At 53.1% G+C, this 14807-nt stretch carries 15 protein-coding genes; 10 read left to right on the top strand and 5 right to left on the bottom strand.

From position 1 onward, the window contains the following. Positions 1-28: 28 nt before the first annotated feature. From H627_RS0101440 to H627_RS0101430, 3 genes are read left to right on the top strand one after another with little or no spacing between them, the layout of a single operon-like run. On the top strand, positions 29-823 hold the full coding sequence (locus tag H627_RS0101440; protein WP_051225101.1) for an ABC transporter permease: 795 nt from the start codon (positions 29-31) through the stop codon (positions 821-823). Then, the gene (locus H627_RS0101435) at positions 807-1628 is read left to right on the top strand and encodes an ABC transporter permease (protein WP_027827481.1); all 822 of its coding nucleotides are present in this window, start codon (positions 807-809) and stop codon (positions 1626-1628) included. The genes H627_RS0101440 and H627_RS0101435 overlap by 17 nt, the downstream gene beginning before the upstream one ends. Further along, positions 1625-2698: an ABC transporter substrate-binding protein gene (locus tag H627_RS0101430; RefSeq protein ID WP_027827480.1), complete on the top strand. Its 1074-nt coding sequence runs from the start codon at positions 1625-1627 to the stop codon at positions 2696-2698. The genes H627_RS0101435 and H627_RS0101430 overlap by 4 nt, the downstream gene beginning before the upstream one ends. A gap of 313 nt (positions 2699-3011) precedes the next feature. On the opposite strand, the gene H627_RS0101425 is transcribed toward H627_RS0101430, so the two are convergent. Further along, entirely contained in the window at positions 3012-3665 is a 654-nt protein-coding gene (locus H627_RS0101425) for a DUF1361 domain-containing protein (RefSeq protein ID WP_027827479.1), read from the bottom strand. Between the two features lie 154 nt (positions 3666-3819). Between H627_RS0101425 and cdaA the strand changes: the two genes are divergently transcribed. The 3 genes from cdaA to glmM are packed head-to-tail and all read left to right on the top strand — an operon-like array spanning position 3820 to position 7174. Further along, on the top strand, positions 3820-4686 hold the full coding sequence (gene cdaA / locus H627_RS0101420) for a diadenylate cyclase CdaA (protein WP_027827478.1): 867 nt from the start codon (positions 3820-3822) through the stop codon (positions 4684-4686). Next, positions 4676-5755, top strand: a complete 1080-nt coding sequence (locus H627_RS0101415; RefSeq protein ID WP_035439720.1) for a CdaR family protein — start codon at positions 4676-4678, stop codon at positions 5753-5755. The genes cdaA and H627_RS0101415 overlap by 11 nt, the downstream gene beginning before the upstream one ends. A gap of 42 nt (positions 5756-5797) precedes the next feature. After that, entirely contained in the window at positions 5798-7174 is a 1377-nt protein-coding gene (gene glmM, locus H627_RS0101410) for a phosphoglucosamine mutase (protein ID WP_035439718.1), read from the top strand. Positions 7175-7230: 56 nt separating this feature from the next. Here glmM and H627_RS0101405 read toward each other — a convergent pair whose 3' ends face one another. Further along, positions 7231-8397: an ArgE/DapE family deacylase gene (locus H627_RS0101405; RefSeq protein WP_051225078.1), complete on the bottom strand. Its 1167-nt coding sequence runs from the start codon at positions 8395-8397 to the stop codon at positions 7231-7233. 223 nt (positions 8398-8620) lie between these two features. Between H627_RS0101405 and glmS the strand changes: the two genes are divergently transcribed. Both glmS and H627_RS18980 read left to right on the top strand, forming a co-directional pair. Then, on the top strand, positions 8621-10435 hold the full coding sequence (gene glmS / locus H627_RS0101400; protein ID WP_027827474.1) for a glutamine--fructose-6-phosphate transaminase (isomerizing): 1815 nt from the start codon (positions 8621-8623) through the stop codon (positions 10433-10435). 159 nt (positions 10436-10594) lie between these two features. Continuing rightward, positions 10595-11314 (top strand): class I SAM-dependent methyltransferase, encoded by a 720-nt coding sequence (locus H627_RS18980; RefSeq protein WP_027827473.1) that lies wholly within the window; start codon positions 10595-10597, stop codon positions 11312-11314. Here the strand turns inward: H627_RS18980 and dsdA are convergent. Together dsdA and H627_RS0101385 are read right to left on the bottom strand one after the other, a co-directional pair. Next, complete coding sequence (gene dsdA / locus H627_RS0101390) at positions 11283-12626, bottom strand: D-serine ammonia-lyase (protein WP_051225077.1); 1344 nt, start codon at positions 12624-12626, stop codon at positions 11283-11285. The two genes, H627_RS18980 and dsdA, sit on opposite strands and share 32 nt — an antisense overlap. After that, positions 12611-13255 carry an endonuclease III domain-containing protein gene (locus tag H627_RS0101385; protein WP_035439716.1) on the bottom strand — a complete coding sequence of 215 codons (645 nt, stop codon included), beginning with the start codon at positions 13253-13255 and terminating at the stop codon, positions 12611-12613. Before H627_RS0101385 ends, dsdA begins: the two co-directional genes overlap by 16 nt. Positions 13256-13385: 130 nt before the next feature. On the opposite strand from H627_RS0101385, the gene H627_RS0101380 reads away from it, so the two are divergent. After that, positions 13386-14120, top strand: coding sequence for a YebC/PmpR family DNA-binding transcriptional regulator (locus H627_RS0101380; protein WP_027827470.1), 735 nt, complete (start codon positions 13386-13388; stop codon positions 14118-14120). Positions 14121-14196: 76 nt separating this feature from the next. Here H627_RS0101380 and H627_RS0101375 read toward each other — a convergent pair whose 3' ends face one another. Beyond that, positions 14197-14520 carry a GNAT family N-acetyltransferase gene (locus tag H627_RS0101375; protein ID WP_338107494.1) on the bottom strand — a complete coding sequence of 108 codons (324 nt, stop codon included), beginning with the start codon at positions 14518-14520 and terminating at the stop codon, positions 14197-14199. A gap of 108 nt (positions 14521-14628) precedes the next feature. Here H627_RS0101375 and H627_RS20845 point away from each other — a divergent pair. Next, positions 14629-14807 (top strand): helix-turn-helix domain-containing protein (locus H627_RS20845; RefSeq protein ID WP_155827882.1); only part of this gene is annotated, 179 nt, incomplete at its 3' end.

Genomic DNA, 14807 nt, shown 5'->3' with positions numbered 1-14807 from the left:
GGCTAAACGCCTTTATTACATTCCTTATATGCTATGGATCATCCTGTTCGTGATTGCGCCGGTGGCGTTGATCATTTATCAATCGTTCTTCAACTTGGATCATCAATTCACGCTGGGAAATTACGCCGCCTATTTCACGTCCGGCACCTATCTGCGGATGACCCTGAATTCATTCTGGTATGCGCTGATCATCACCGTGGCGACGGTATTGATCAGTTATCCGGCGGCACTTTTCTTAAATCAGTTGAAGCACAAGGACTTGTGGCTGCTGCTGATCATTTTGCCGACCTGGATCAACTTGCTGTTGAAAGCTTACGCCTTCATCGGGATTTTTGGCCAAAACGGGTCGGTGAACCAGTTTCTGGGCTTCATCGGCATCGGGCCCAAGCAGATCCTGTTCACCGATTTTAGTTTCATTTTTGTGGCGACATATATTGAAATCCCGTTCATGATCCTGCCGATCTATAACGCCATCGCCGAGATCGATCCAGCGCTGCTTAATGCCAGCCGGGATCTGGGCGCGACCAATTGGCAAACGCTGACCCGGGTGCTGCTGCCCCTGACCCGTAAGGGGGTCGTGGCTGGCGTGCAGGCGGTTTTCATTCCGTCGCTCTCCTTGTTCATGTTGACCCGCTTGATTGGCGGGAATCGGGTGATCACCCTGGGCACGGCGATCGAAGAGCATTTCTTGACCACCATGAACTGGGGCATGGGGTCCACGATTGGGGTCATCTTGATCGTGATGATGTTCCTGAGCATGGCTTTGACCGCAGAACGGCGGCATAAGCGAAAGGGGATTGGTACCGGTGCAAAAGAAAAATAAGCTGGGCCGGCTCTATCTGGTCTTTGTCTTCCTGGTCCTGTATCTGCCGATTGCCTACCTGATTTACTTTTCATTCAGCACCGGCTCGACCATGAATACGTTCAAGCAGTTCACTTGGGCTAACTACCAGACACTGTTTGCGGACACGCGGTTGATTCAAATCGTGTTGCAAACACTGCTGCTGGCGTTGCTGTCGTCCTTGATTGCGACGATCGTCGGGACCATGGGCGCCTTGGGTATCGCGGCAACCAAACGCCAGGCCAATCGAAATCTGATGCTGTCGCTGAATAACATTCTGATGGTCTCGCCAGATGTCATTATCGGGGCGTCATTCCTGATTCTCTTCACCATGCTGGGGATTAGTTTAGGCTTTGGTTCCGTATTGGCCAGTCACATTGCCTTTTCGATTCCCATTGTGGTCTTGATGGTCTTGCCCCGTATCCAGGAAATGGACCATGCCTTGATCGATGCCGCGTATGATCTTGGGGCCAGTGGGCCGCAGGTGCTGAATCGGGTCATTTTGCCCTTCATCACTCCGGGAATCGTGGCCGGCTATTTCATGGCCTTTACCTATTCGCTGGACGACTTTGCCGTGACCTTCTTTGTCACAGGGAACGGCTTTGCCACCCTGTCTGTAGAAATATATTCCCGGGCGCGGCAGGGGATCTCACTAGAGATCAACGCCCTGTCAGCGCTGATGTTCCTGTTCGCCCTGGTCTTGGTGCTGGTGTACTTCTTCATTCAGCTGCATCAGACGAATCGCCAGCGGCGGAATAAAGAAAAGGCAGGAGGCGCGGCGAAATGAAAAAATTAATGAGTTTCTTCATTGCTATCGTGGCGGCGTGTCTGCTCTTAACATTGGGGGTCAACCGGCTGGAACACGCCCAGGGTGACGCGAATGCCAAAACGCTGAATCTGTTCAACTGGGGCGACTATATCGATCCGGCGCTGCTCACGAAGTTTTCGAAAGAAACCGGCTATAAGGTGAATTATGAGACCTTCGACAGCAACGAAGCGATGCTGACGAAGATCCAGCAGGGCGGGACCAGTTACGATTTGGCCGTACCCAGTGATTATACGATCGAGAAAATGAAGAAAGAGCACCTCCTGCTGCCCTTGGATCGCAGTAAGATCAAGGGCATGAACAACATTGGCAAGGACTTTCTGAATAAGAGTTTTGATCCGGGCAATCGCTATTCGATTCCGTATTTCTGGGGCACCTTGGGCATCATTTACAATGACCGTTATGTGCAGGCTGATGAAATGCAGCATTGGTCTGATTTATGGAATCCCAAGTGGCGGCACAGTATCATGCTGGTGGACAGTGCCCGAGATATTTTAGGTCTGGCGCTGGTGAAAAACGGCGATTCGATGAATACTAAGTCCGTTGCGCAGGTGACTCGGGCGAAGGACAGTCTGGATGATCTGGCGCCCAACGTGAAGGCCATCGTGGCCGATGAAATCAAGATGTACATGATCCAAAACGAGGCGCCCTTGGCCGTTACGTGGTCCGGGGAAGCCAGTGAAATGCTGGCGAATAACAGCCATCTGCACTATGTCGTACCGACTGAAGGCAGTAATCTGTGGTTTGACAACTTGGTGATTCCGAAGACGGCGAAGCATTTTAAGGCGATCTACGCGTTCTTGAATTTTATGCTGGAGCCGAAGAATGCCAAGCAGAATGCGGAGTATGTTGGTTATGCGACGCCGAACGACAAGGCGAAGGCGATGCTGCCGAAGGCAATTCGGAATGACAAGCAGTTTTATCCGGAGCCGAAGACGATTGGCAAGCTGCAGGTTTATGATGACTTGGGGTTGAAGACCGTGGGAATGTATAACGACTTGTTCTTGGAGTTTAAGATGCACCGGTCATGAGTTAGGTGGGGCTTTGATTGCCGTGCCAATGCTGCACAACCTCCGGCAGAATTGGGCTGGCGGAGCGCAGCAAGTGCGAAGCCGAAGGCGTAGCTAGTGGTGACGGCGACTTTGAGCCCGCAAAAACCGCGGTCTCAAAGTCGCCTAACCACATCGGCGGCAAGCCGCCGTGTGGTTGCACCACTGAGCCCATTCCGCCTCCGGTTGCTCCGCGTTGGCACTAGATACACGCAGACTGATAGACTGAAGATTACTTGAATACAAAAGCAGCCCCTGAAATCTGTATCTCGGATTTCAGGGGCTGCTTTTGTGCCTAGTCAGACCGTTTCGTTTGTCTGCTGTAGACCATTAGGGCCCAGATGATGTACTGCAGGATCACCATCAAGCCGACGAAACCGGCCATGTGCCAGGACCACATTTGCATGATGGGGCGCCAGATGAGGTCGGGGGTGAGGAGGTAAAAGGTGTGCAGGCGGAGGAAGCGGCCGATGTAGATACCGATGCCCACCAGGATGTAGAAGGCCAGCCGGACGACTGGGAGCCAATTGTGCCGGCGGTTGGGCCAATAGGCCAGCATCCGCTGCAGGATGCGTTCACTACCGATTTGGGCGACGCCGGCGCTGATCAGCCCGATACCCACCAACAGGAGAAAATGGGTCCAGAGCGGTAATGAATTGCGGATCAGTCCGGAGAAGCCATAGGGACGCAATAGAGACAAATGGAAAAAATCGGTTAAGATATACGGCGCGTTGGGATAAAACAGCAGCCAAACCAGGGCTGTCAGCCAAAAGACAATAGGCCAGCGAAACCGGTGGTACTGCAACCAGAAGCCGATTTCAATGGGAATATAGGCTAGGAGGGTGTTAAAGGCCAAGAAGCTGAAGGCGTCTTGGATCAGCCATGCGGTCAACCCGATGTACACCCAGAAAAATAGCCGGATACCCCAGCGCCATGCACGTTCTGACATTTTCTCCCTGCCTCCAAATTTTTCTTTACAACCATCATACAATGCCGCCGCGGTCTGTGCCAGAATTCTCCAGGGAACCAGCGGCGCCCTATGCTATAATGTTTGAGTTAGCGCATGTGCGTGGAAAATGGAGTAAACGAGTGGGAGTGAACTGATGCAATTGTCATTTAGCAACCTGATCAGCTGGCAGTCGTTGGCCAATCTGATCGATATCTTAGTGGTCTGGTACGTGATCTACAAATTGATCATGCTCATTCGCGGGACTAAAGCGGTCCAGCTCGTGAAAGGGATCGCGGTTATTGTCGTGGTCAAACTAGCCAGCATGCTGCTGCATCTCACGACGATTTCTTTCTTGATGGATCAAATTCTGACCTGGGGGGTCATTGCACTGGTGATCGTCTTCCAGCCCGAAATTCGCCGCGGCTTGGAGCACTTGGGCCGTGGCTCGATATTGCAGCGGGCTAGTCAGGACCAGAACCGGATCGCCGAGCGGATGATCAATGAACTGGACAAAGCCATTCAGTATATGGCTAAGCGGCGCATTGGTGCGCTGATTTCAATTCAAATGAAAACCGGGTTGGAGGACTATATTGAAACCGGGATTCCTTTGGATGCGGACATTTCCAGCGGCTTATTGATCAATATTTTTATCCCCAATACGCCGCTGCATGATGGGGCCGTGATCATTCGCGACAACCGTATTGCCGTAGCGGCGGCCTATTTGCCGCTTTCTGAAAGCAACACGATCCCTAAAGAGTTAGGGACGCGGCACCGTGCGGCGGTGGGAATCAGTGAAGTGACTGATGCTTTGACTATTGTCGTCTCGGAAGAAACCGGCGGTGTCACTTTAACAAAAAACAGCCAGTTGATGCGGGACATGAGTCAGGCCGAGTATCTCAAGTATCTGCGTTCCCAATTTATCGTCGCTGATAAAGAACCGAATCAATGGGATCGGATTCGTGATCGCATCGTCCACTTCTTCACCGGTAATGGTAATGGAGGTGACCACCATGTGGACTAAAATCACCAATAGCAAGTGGTTCTATCGGATCATTTCTCTGGCTTTTGCCCTGCTGTTATTCACGTATGTCAACTACAACAGCTTGGTCACCAACCGGAATACGGCAGAACGCCAAGCGATCGCCGCGACGACCAAGAAGACCTTGAAAGTGCCCCTGCAGCTGAATGCTGATACTGACAAATATTATGTAACCGGCTATCCGGCCAAGGTATCCGTGACGCTGGAGGGCCCGTCCTCCTTGGTATCGATGACCGTCAATACCCAGAATTTTGAGGTCGTGGCCGATCTGAGCAAGCTCAAGGTGGGCAAACACGTCGTTAAACTGAAGGCCTCCGGCTTGAACAAGGAGCTGACCTATGAGATTTCGCCGAAAGAAATCACGGTGAATATCCAAACTCGGCGGACGCAGAAGTTCCCGATTCAGGTCACTTATAATAAAAACGCGATTGCCGACGGCTATATCACAGATCAGCCCAAGCTGAGTCAAAATACAGTGGAAGTCACCGGAGCAACGGACGAAATTCGCAAGATTGCTCGAGTCGTCGCTAATGTGCCGCTGTCGCGGGATACGAAGACCACCTCGAACCAAGAGGTCCTCTTGCAAGCCTTGGATAGCAACGGTAATATTGTGAATGCTGTTTTGGATCCCCAGACCATTCACGTCACCTTGGGCATTCATCTGCCCAGTAAGACGGTGCCGCTGAGCTTGTCCACTGAAAAAGGCCAGAGCAATCTGGCGTATTCAGTGACGACCAGCGTGAAAACTGTGAAAATCACCGCCCCCAGCGATGTGCTGAATAAAATCAAAGAGCTGACTGTGCCCATTGATGTCAGCAGCATCACCTCGGCAGGCAGTTATAACCAACAGGTGTCCATTCCGTTGAAAGATAATGATCTGGATGGCGCCGATCCCAGTTCGGTGAAAGCGACCATTAAAGCGGCCACGGACCGATCTGAGAGTGAAAGTGAAAATGAAAGCGACAGTACGCCGACCGCCAGCAGCAGCCGCAGCAGTACCAGCAGTAGCAGTAGTAGTGATAGCAGCAGTAGCAGCAGTAGTAATGAGTGACCGGTTACCGGTTCAATAACAATTAGGATTGGAGTTTTGGCTATGACAACGAAGTACTTTGGGACAGATGGGGTTCGGGGAATCGCTAACCGGGAATTAAGTCCGGAGCTGGCATTTAAACTAGGCCGGGCAGGCGGCTATGTGCTGACCCAGCACGCGACTGAAAAGGATGCTGAGGGTGCGCCGCACGCCCGGGTTTTAGTGGCCCGGGATACTCGGATCTCCGGGGAAATGCTGGAACATGCACTGATCGCTGGTTTGCTGTCAGTGGGGATTGAAGTGCTTAACCTGGACGTAATCACGACTCCGGCGGTGGCCTATTTGACCAGAGTACAGAATGCTAACGCGGGGATCATGATTTCTGCCTCCCACAACCCGGTGGCGGATAATGGCATCAAGTTCTTTGGCCCGGACGGGTATAAATTATCTGACGAAACGGAAGAGGAGATTGAAGCCTTGCTGGACGCACCGGAAGATACCTTACCTCGGCCTGAAGCAAAGGGTTTGGGTACTGTTGCCGATTATCCAGAGGGTGCATTGAAATATCTGCAATTCTTAGAACAATCCGTTTCGGAAGCGTTGGATGGCATTCCCGCTGTATTTGACGGGGCCAATGGGTCCACGTCGGCCCTGATCAGCCGATTGTTCGCGGATGTGGATGTCGATTTCACAACGATCGCCACGAAGCCCAATGGCTTGAACATTAACGATCACGTCGGCTCCACCCACCCTGAGTTATTAGCCAAGACCGTTGTCGAACGGCATGCTAAGATGGGGGTCGCCTTTGATGGCGATGGCGATCGGGCGATTGCCGTGGATGAAAAAGGCAATATCGTTGATGGCGATAAGATCATGTATATTTTGGGCAACTACTATGATCAGCGCGGCCGCTTGAAGAAGGACACCGTGGTCACGACGGTCATGAGCAATATTGGTCTCTACAAGGCCCTGGACAAGGCCGGTATGCATTCTGAGCAGACCCCAGTGGGCGACCGCCACGTCGTGGAAAAGATGCGCGAGGGGGGTTACAACCTGGGCGGCGAACAGTCCGGCCACATTATTATTTTTGATTTCCATAATACTGGTGACGGTATGCTGACGGCTCTGCAATTGCTGAATGTGATGAAACAGACTGGTAAACCGTTGTCTGAACTTGCTGCCCCGTTAAAGACCTATCCGCAAAAGCTGGTGAATATTAAAGTCCAGGCCAGTGCCAAGAACAAATGGCGGGAACACCCAGAAATCATGGCGGCCATTGATACGGTAGAGAAAGAAATGGCCGGCGATGGCCGGGTGCTGGTACGGCCCTCCGGAACAGAAAGTCTTTTACGGATCATGGCGGAAGCGCCGACTGAAGAAAAGGTCAGCCAATACGTTGATCAAATCGCCGATGTTGTCCGCAATGTTATGGGTGAATAATTGAATTCAGACTGAAAAAACCGCCATTGGCGGTTTTTTTGTTTGTCTACGTAATATTAATTTTGTTGTTCCATCAGCCCAGCACCGAAATGAGTGAAGAGATCGGTGTATAGGTGAATGGCTGCTAAGTAGTCGGCCACTTTGATATGTTCATCGACTTGGTGGTTGGTGTCATTCCCAGGTCCGAAAACCGCGAAGGGGAACCCGTTTGGAATCATCACGGATGCATCGGAAATCGCGGGTCCGCCGATGACGTCGGCAGTATCATACCCATTAGCGCGGAGAATGGCTTGGAGTTGTTTGATCAGCGGATTGTCCGGCGCGCTGGCCAGCGCAGGCAAAGCCGAATCAACGTGAATCGATCCGTCAACGCCCTGTTTCTTAGATTCTTGAACTGCAGTCTGCAGGGCCTGACTGAACTGGTCATTATTGGCCGTCGGGGTGGAGCGAATATTTCCCCGGAAATAACCAGACTCAGGGATGATGTTCACCTGCACGCCACCGCCGATCAAGGTGGGGTTGTACGTTGCGTGGCCCAGCAGCGGGTCTGTTTTATCCGTTAAGACTTTCGCCTGGGCTGCTGTGAGTGCAGCCAGTGTCAGCAGATCATTGATGGCGTTTTTACCCAATTCCGGTTGGGAGCTGTGAGCCGCCTTGCCTTTGACTTGGGCGGTGAAATCCAAGATTCCCTTTTCGCCGTGCCAAATCGTTTTGAACCCGGTCGGTTCCGCAACCAGCAGCGCATCAAGATCTTTGGTGAAGCCCAGCTTGGCTAATTTTGCTGCGCCGCCGTTGTCGACTTCCTCACTGGTCGTGCCCATGAACCGAATCCGGTTGGGTAAATTAGTCCCGGCGACATTCGTCAAGGCCACAACCAGTGCCGCTAACCCTGATTTCATATCGCTGGCACCGCGGCCGTATAACAGCCCATCCTTGATGGTGGCCGCAAAGGGCGGGTAGGTCCAGTCTTTTTCATTACCCGCCTTGACCACATCCATATGTCCGGAAACGCCTAATAATGGAGCGTCCGCATTCTTTCCGACATCTAACACCAGTTCCTCACGCCCATCGGCGTAAGGAATGCTCTGCTTATGAAAATAGTGTGCTTTCCCAGAAGCCTCAATGAATTCCCAAATCCGCTCGGCGACAGTTTCTTCCTGTTCGCCGACGGAGGGGATCCGGATCAGATCCTGAAGAAAGGCAATGGCAGTTCCATCTGACATAAAATCACCTCGCCGGTATTTTCGCATACTGGCGGGCTGAACACAATGGTATAGACATATATACCAAAACCTGACATCCGAGAATACCAATGCATTTTTTTGTTGACTAAATGGATAAATCCGTATAACATACTTGGCAGACACACGGGATTGGTTCCAGATACCTGTCTATACCAAATAGGTAGACCAAGCCCACCAATTATATTGTCGCGGAGGTTTTATTATGTGCGGAATCGTCGGTGTGATCAGTGCTAAACCGGTTCAAAAGATTTTAATTAATGGATTACAAAAATTGGAGTATCGCGGTTATGATTCAGCGGGTATTTTTGTCAACAGCGCCCGCAACGGTCAGCATGTGGTGAAGACAGTAGGTAAAATTGCCGCCTTAAAGGCCCAGCTGACCCCGGCGGTAGAAGGCACGATGGGTATCGGCCACACCCGCTGGGCGACTAACGGTGCACCGACAGATGCCAATGCCCACCCTCAATACTCAGCAGACGAGCGCTTTTACTTGGTTCACAACGGGGTGATCACTAACGCCGCGGCGTTAAAAGACCAGTACTTGACGGGGGTACCGTTCAAATCACAGACCGACACCGAAGTCGTGGTCCAATTGGTGGCTAAGTTCGTGGCTGACGAGGGATTAACACCGGCTGCTGCCTTTTACAAGACTTTGAATTTGCTGCAGGGCTCCTATGCATTTGTCTTGGCGGATGCTGAAGATCCCAACACGCTGTATGCGGCAAAAAACAAATCACCGTTATTGGTCGGCATCGGCGAGGGTGCTTACTACGTCGGCTCCGATGCCATGGCGATGATCGATCAGACGAAACAATTCAAGGCACTGCAGGATGGTGACGTCGTGATTATGCATCAGGATGAATTGACCATCACCGATTTGGCGGGCGACTTTGTCCACCGCGATACGTTCACGGCCAACATTGACGCCAGTGAAATCTCTAAAGGAACTTACCCGTATTACATGCTTAAGGAGATTGACGAACAGCCGGCTGTGATGCGCCGCATCGTTGATGCTTACTTACCGGCCGACGGCAGTGTGACCGTATCGGCGGACTTGCTGACAGCACTCGACCAAGCGGATCGGCTGTACATCGTCGCCGCCGGTACCAGCTACCATGCGGGCTTAGTGGGCAGCTACTTATTCGAACAAGTAGCCGGCCTGCCCACTGAGGTGCATTTGGCCAGCGAGTTCGGCTACCACATGCCGCTGCTGTCCGCCCATCCGTTCTTCCTGCTGCTGTCCCAAAGCGGTGAAACTGCAGACAGTCGGGAAGTACTGGTCAACGTGAAGAAACAGGGCTATCCAGTTTTGACCATGACGAATACTGCTGGGTCGACGCTGTCCCGGGAAGCCGATTACACGATGCTGCTGCATGCCGGTCCGGAAATCGCCGTGGCGTCTACCAAGGCGTATACGGCTCAAATCGCGGTGCAGGCGGTCTTGGCCAAGGCCTTGGGGCTGCATCGCAACCTGACGGCCGCCAAAGCGTTGAACCTGCGTCATGAGTTAAGTCTAGCTGCCGCTGGAATGCAAACACTGGTGGACGAAAAAGACCAGATCAATAATCTGGTTGGTCAGTATTTCCCGAATCAAGCCCATGCGTTTTACATTGGTCGGGGTGAGGACTATCCGCTGAGTTTGGAGGCCGCGCTGAAGCTCAAAGAGGTCTCCTACGTCCACACGGAAGGCTTTGCCGCCGGCGAGCTGAAGCACGGTACCATTGCCCTGATCGAAGAAGATACTCCGGTCTTGGCATTCATTACTGATGACGCCACCGCTGCGCACACCCGCAGTAATCTGCAAGAAACCGAAGCCCGGGGCGCCCATACAATGACCATCGTCAGTGAGCATCTCGCCCAGCCGACAGACAATATTGTCCTGCCGGATGTGGCCCCGCTGCTGAGTGCTTTGGTTGGGATCGTACCCGCCCAGCTGATCGCGTATTATGCCGCGTTAGGCAAGGGCCTGGACGTGGATAAGCCGCGGAACTTGGCCAAGAGTGTGACAGTTGAATAATTAATTAAGGCATTGCCGATGAGCACAGTATTCCTGCGGGAATGCTGTGCTCATTTAGTATACTGAGAAGAGAAAAGCGGAAAGAAGGTTGAGACCATCAACTCTGAAGACAGTGAAACAGCTGCCGCGTGGGATGACTTCGCGGCGGAGTATTATGCCATGCAGCAAGCGGACCGGCTGCCCTTGGTACCGGATATGGCCCACTGGCTGCTGACGGAGAAGATTCTGCCTGCTGGTCGGGTGCTGGATCTAGGCAGCGGCAGCGGCCGTTTCTCGCCCATGCTGGCCCGGCACGCCCAGACTTTGACCCTGATGGATATCAGTGCCCAGATGCTCCAGTACGCCCAGCAGGCGCTCCAGGTGGCCGGTCAGCACGCCCAGACCGTGATCCGGGCGCCCTGGACTGAATTTGCCCAGCGGGACCAGCAGTATGAAGTGATTTTTGCCCATATGGCACCATTTTTAACGCCTGCCGACATGCCCCGGCTGGCCCGGCTGCTGGCGCCTGCGGGCACCTTTGTCCTCAGTCGGGTGAGTGGCCGAACCGACTTGATATTTGACCAGTTTATCCGCGCGTTCCCTGAACTTAAGGCCCATTACGTGAGTGAAACCGAACAGCCGCTGGCACAGTGGCAGCAAAAAAGCCGCCAGGCCGGCTGGGCCCAACGGCAAACATCATTCAACTATCAGTATACGGAAGAAATCGACCGTGACTATCTCACCGAAGAACTGCCGCCACTACTGAGCGCCGCGCACCAGCAGGCGTTTCAAGCGCTGATTGATCGGCTCTTCGGGGCGACCGCCACGCAGGTTACACAAAAGACGCTGACAGTGGGGGTGACTGCCTTCACTCCGCCAGCAGCCGATCGCCGGTCTTAATGTAGTCGGCCATCTCCGCAGCGGGGACCATGCTGCCGCCGGTGGCCCAAATGATATGGGTGGCATTTTCCACCGGGTAGCCGAGTTTGGCCAGAGCAGGGAAGGAACGTTCCAAAATGGCCAAGCCGCCCGCTCCGGATGGTTCGACATTATGGTGTTCCTGCTCGGCCAAACGAGCGGTCCAGCGCATCATATCGTCATCTGGGAAGGTGCAGCTGCCTAAGAGCAGGGTGTCCATGACCCGGCCGGCTAAGCGGGATGGGCGGGGTACAGCTAAACCGTCGGCGGCTGTTTTTCCGTCGATGCCTAAATCGTAGACGTCGATTTTTTCCTGCAGTCCGCTGATCATCCCGATCGTGACCGACGGCATGTGGGTCGGTTCCGCGAAGATGCCATGGATATTGGCCCCTAGGACGGTCTTCAAACCAAAGGTGACGCCGCCAGGGGAACCGCCGACGCCGGCCGGCAGATAAACAAAGACGGGGTGGTCGGCATCCAGCTTGATGCCGGCATCCTTTAATTGTTTGCCCAGCCGAATTGCTGCTACGGCATATCCCAGGAACAGATCGGTGGAGCCTTCGTCGTCAATGAAGTACGTATTTGGCTCGCTTTCGGCTTTTTTCCGTCCCGCGGTGATCGCAGTCGTGAAGTCTGCGTCATATTCCACCACGGTGACGCCATTGGCGCGGAGTTTATCCTTCTTCCACTGGCGGGCATCGGCGGACATGTGGACGGTAGTTTGAAAGCCTAGGGTCGAGGCCATCAGGCCAATGCTCAGGCCCAGATTGCCGGTGGAACCAACAGCGATCCCGTACTTGGAAAACATCTGCTTGTAGCGGGGACTGTTCAAAATCCGGTAATCATCGGTGTAGGCTAAATCGCCTTCGCGCATCGCGATGGTTTCCGCGAATTTCAGTACTTCATAAATGCCGCCTCGGGATTTGATGGAGCCAGACACTGGCAGTTCACTGTCGGCTTTCATATAAAGCTTGCCGGGAAAGGCAGTCCCAGTATCCTGGCTGATCTGGTTTTCTAAATGCGGCAGGCGGTAAATGGGGGATTCAATGATCCCGCCGGCCGCCGCGGTTTCGGGGAAGACTTCCGCCAAATACGGCGCGAACCGGCGCCAGCGGGTACCGGCGTCAAAGACGTCGGCTTCGCGCAGACTGGCGGCGTCATCACGCGGCGCACCATAGTGGGGATTGGCCCAAAACGTGGGTGTCTCAGCGGCATACGGGGCCAGCGCAGGAAACTGCGCCAGCAATTCTTGTTTGTCCAAACTTGTGACCTCGCTTTTTAGGATTGGTTCCATTCTAAACGGTACTGACTCATTGGTAAATCTTGCCATTGGGATTTTGTATATTTTTCCTTTTCCACAGCCACGATCAGGGCGTGGAAGTTTTGCAGGCCGCGCAGGGTGAAATTCGGCAATTGATCGGCCACGGCCTTTTGGGCAGCTAAGTAACTGGCCGGCAGCGTGATCTCGAAGCGGTTAAAAAAGCGCCGGGTGTATTTATCGATGATGACGGTAGGGACACTCAGCACATATAAGAGGATGTCGTCGGCCGTTTCATTGCCGATCCCGCTGAGCGCCACCAGACTGGTCCGCAGCTGCTGGGGAGGGATGCGCCGCAGCCGGGCTAAATCATCGTTGGCTGCTGCCAGCCAGGTCAGCAAGTTCTGAATCGTTTGCGCCTTGCGGGTGAAAAATCCAGCCGGGCGGATCAAATCCTGCAGCTGGTCCGTGGACAGCGTCCGCATTTGGTGCGGGATCATGCCAGTGGCTTGGGTCAGCGCTGCAATGGCCTGGTCAACATTGCGCCAATTGGTATTTTGAATCAATACGCTGCCAAACAGGATTTCCCAATCGCTGCGGCCGGGCCACCAACCCTGGTCGCCATAAGTATCATAGAGCAGGTTATAAAGCTGTGTTAACTGCACCGGAGGGTCACTTCCTTCGTATAATATTGTACGCTTTCAGACGAAATATTGAATTGCCGCCTGCTTTTTGGTATTATCTATTGTGTTTGCGTGACTTTTTTACCAATTACACGAAAGAAGGAAATATAGAATGTCAGGACATTCCAAATGGCATAACATTCAAGGACGGAAAAACGCCCAAGATGCCAAACGCGGCAAAATCTTCCAAAAACTCTCCCGTGAGTTATTTATGGCTGCAAAGAGCGGAGGTCCTGACCCCAGCGGCAACCCCTCTCTACGCTTAGTCATGGATAAAGCCCGGGCAGCCAATATGCCCAAGGATAATATCAAGCGGGCCTTGGATAAAGCGGCCGGCAACGATGAGACGCACTATGATGAAGTGACTTACGAAGGGTATGCACCGGGCGGTGTGCCGGTTTTGGTCGAGGCTTTGACCGACAACAAGAACCGGACTGCTTCCGATGTCCGGGTCGCCTTTACCCGGCATGGCGGCGCTCTGGGTGCGTCTGGTTCTGTTTCCTATCTGTTTGATCGCAAGGGCTACATCGTAATTGACCGGTCCACGACCGATGCCGATGAGGACCAAGTGTTGGAAGATGTCATGGACGCTGGCGGTGATGACCTGCAAACGTCTGATGATGCGTATGAGATTTATACCAACCCGAAGGACTTCACGGCGGTTCGCGACGCGCTGGAGAAGCAAGGCTACAAATTGGCTGATGCTGAATTGACCATGATTCCCCAGAACATGACGCCGATCCCGGACGATAAGCTGGAGAAATTCCAAGATATGATTGATGCTTTGGAAGACAATGATGATGTTTCCGAAGTCTATTATGCCGCTGAACTGCCTGATAACGATTAAGAGGCAATTACGGGTATGAGCAAAGGCACCGCCTTGGACCATGTGGCCCGGGCGGTGCCTTTCGTCTTACCCGGGGCTAAGCTTTTACATCAGCGTAAGCTTCCGGATGTTTCATGAATTGAGTGCGGGCGTAAGTGCAAAGCGGTTTGACCTTGATACTGCGGTCCCGAGCCGCTTGCACCGCGGTATCCAGCAGTTCTTTGGCGATCCCTTTGCCGCGCTGGTCGCCGCGGACGAAGGTGTGGTCGATTACCCAGACTTTGCCGTCTTCACTGGGCTGGTAGGTGAGCTCGGCCATGAGGTCGCCTTGCAGGTCGTTGGTGAAAAAGCGGCCGGGTTCTTCGATAAAGTGCACAATAGTCCCCTCCTTGTATGTTTTTCTAAATGCCGGATTTAAAATTGAAGTGCAACACCGATTGAGTTAGACCAATCGACCGGGTTGATTTAACAAAATAGGCCATGAAGACCTATCCTTGAAGCGACTAAACTACCAAGAAAGGTGACCTTCATGACCCACAATCAGTCTAACAGTCTCGGCTCGTACACTCAACTCACAGAGGGCGAGCGCGGAATAATTGATGCGCTTTGGCACTCCCATGAATATTCCATTCGCGATATTGCACACATCATCCATCATTCCCCTAGTACGGTAAGCCGTGAGCTTAAGCGCGGCCGAGTCCAGCAACG

It is taken from the genome of Schleiferilactobacillus harbinensis DSM 16991 (assembly GCF_000425885.1).
GTDB lineage: Bacteria > Bacillota > Bacilli > Lactobacillales > Lactobacillaceae > Schleiferilactobacillus > Schleiferilactobacillus harbinensis.
Note: the sequence above shows the minus strand (reverse complement) of the source record. Positions and strands in the feature narration are given on the sequence as shown.

Bases quoted from the DNA above. Each gene is read 5' to 3' on its own strand.
- dsdA (WP_051225077.1), bottom strand. From the start codon at position 12,626: ATGGAACCAATCCTAAAAAGCGAGGTCACAAGTTTGGACAAACAAGAA.
- glmM (WP_035439718.1), top strand. From the start codon at position 5,798: ATGACAACGAAGTACTTTGGGACAGATGGGGTTCGGGGAATCGCTAAC.
- H627_RS18980 (WP_027827473.1), top strand. From the start codon at position 10,595: ATGCAGCAAGCGGACCGGCTGCCCTTGGTACCGGATATGGCCCACTGG.
- H627_RS0101425 (WP_027827479.1), bottom strand. From the start codon at position 3,665: ATGTCAGAACGTGCATGGCGCTGGGGTATCCGGCTATTTTTCTGGGTG.
- H627_RS0101440 (WP_051225101.1), top strand. From the start codon at position 29: ATGCTATGGATCATCCTGTTCGTGATTGCGCCGGTGGCGTTGATCATT.
- H627_RS0101415 (WP_035439720.1), top strand. From the start codon at position 4,676: ATGTGGACTAAAATCACCAATAGCAAGTGGTTCTATCGGATCATTTCT.
- cdaA (WP_027827478.1), top strand. From the start codon at position 3,820: ATGCAATTGTCATTTAGCAACCTGATCAGCTGGCAGTCGTTGGCCAAT.
- H627_RS0101380 (WP_027827470.1), top strand. From the start codon at position 13,386: ATGTCAGGACATTCCAAATGGCATAACATTCAAGGACGGAAAAACGCC.
- H627_RS0101405 (WP_051225078.1), bottom strand. From the start codon at position 8,397: ATGTCAGATGGAACTGCCATTGCCTTTCTTCAGGATCTGATCCGGATC.
- glmS (WP_027827474.1), top strand. From the start codon at position 8,621: ATGTGCGGAATCGTCGGTGTGATCAGTGCTAAACCGGTTCAAAAGATT.
- H627_RS0101430 (WP_027827480.1), top strand. From the start codon at position 1,625: ATGAAAAAATTAATGAGTTTCTTCATTGCTATCGTGGCGGCGTGTCTG.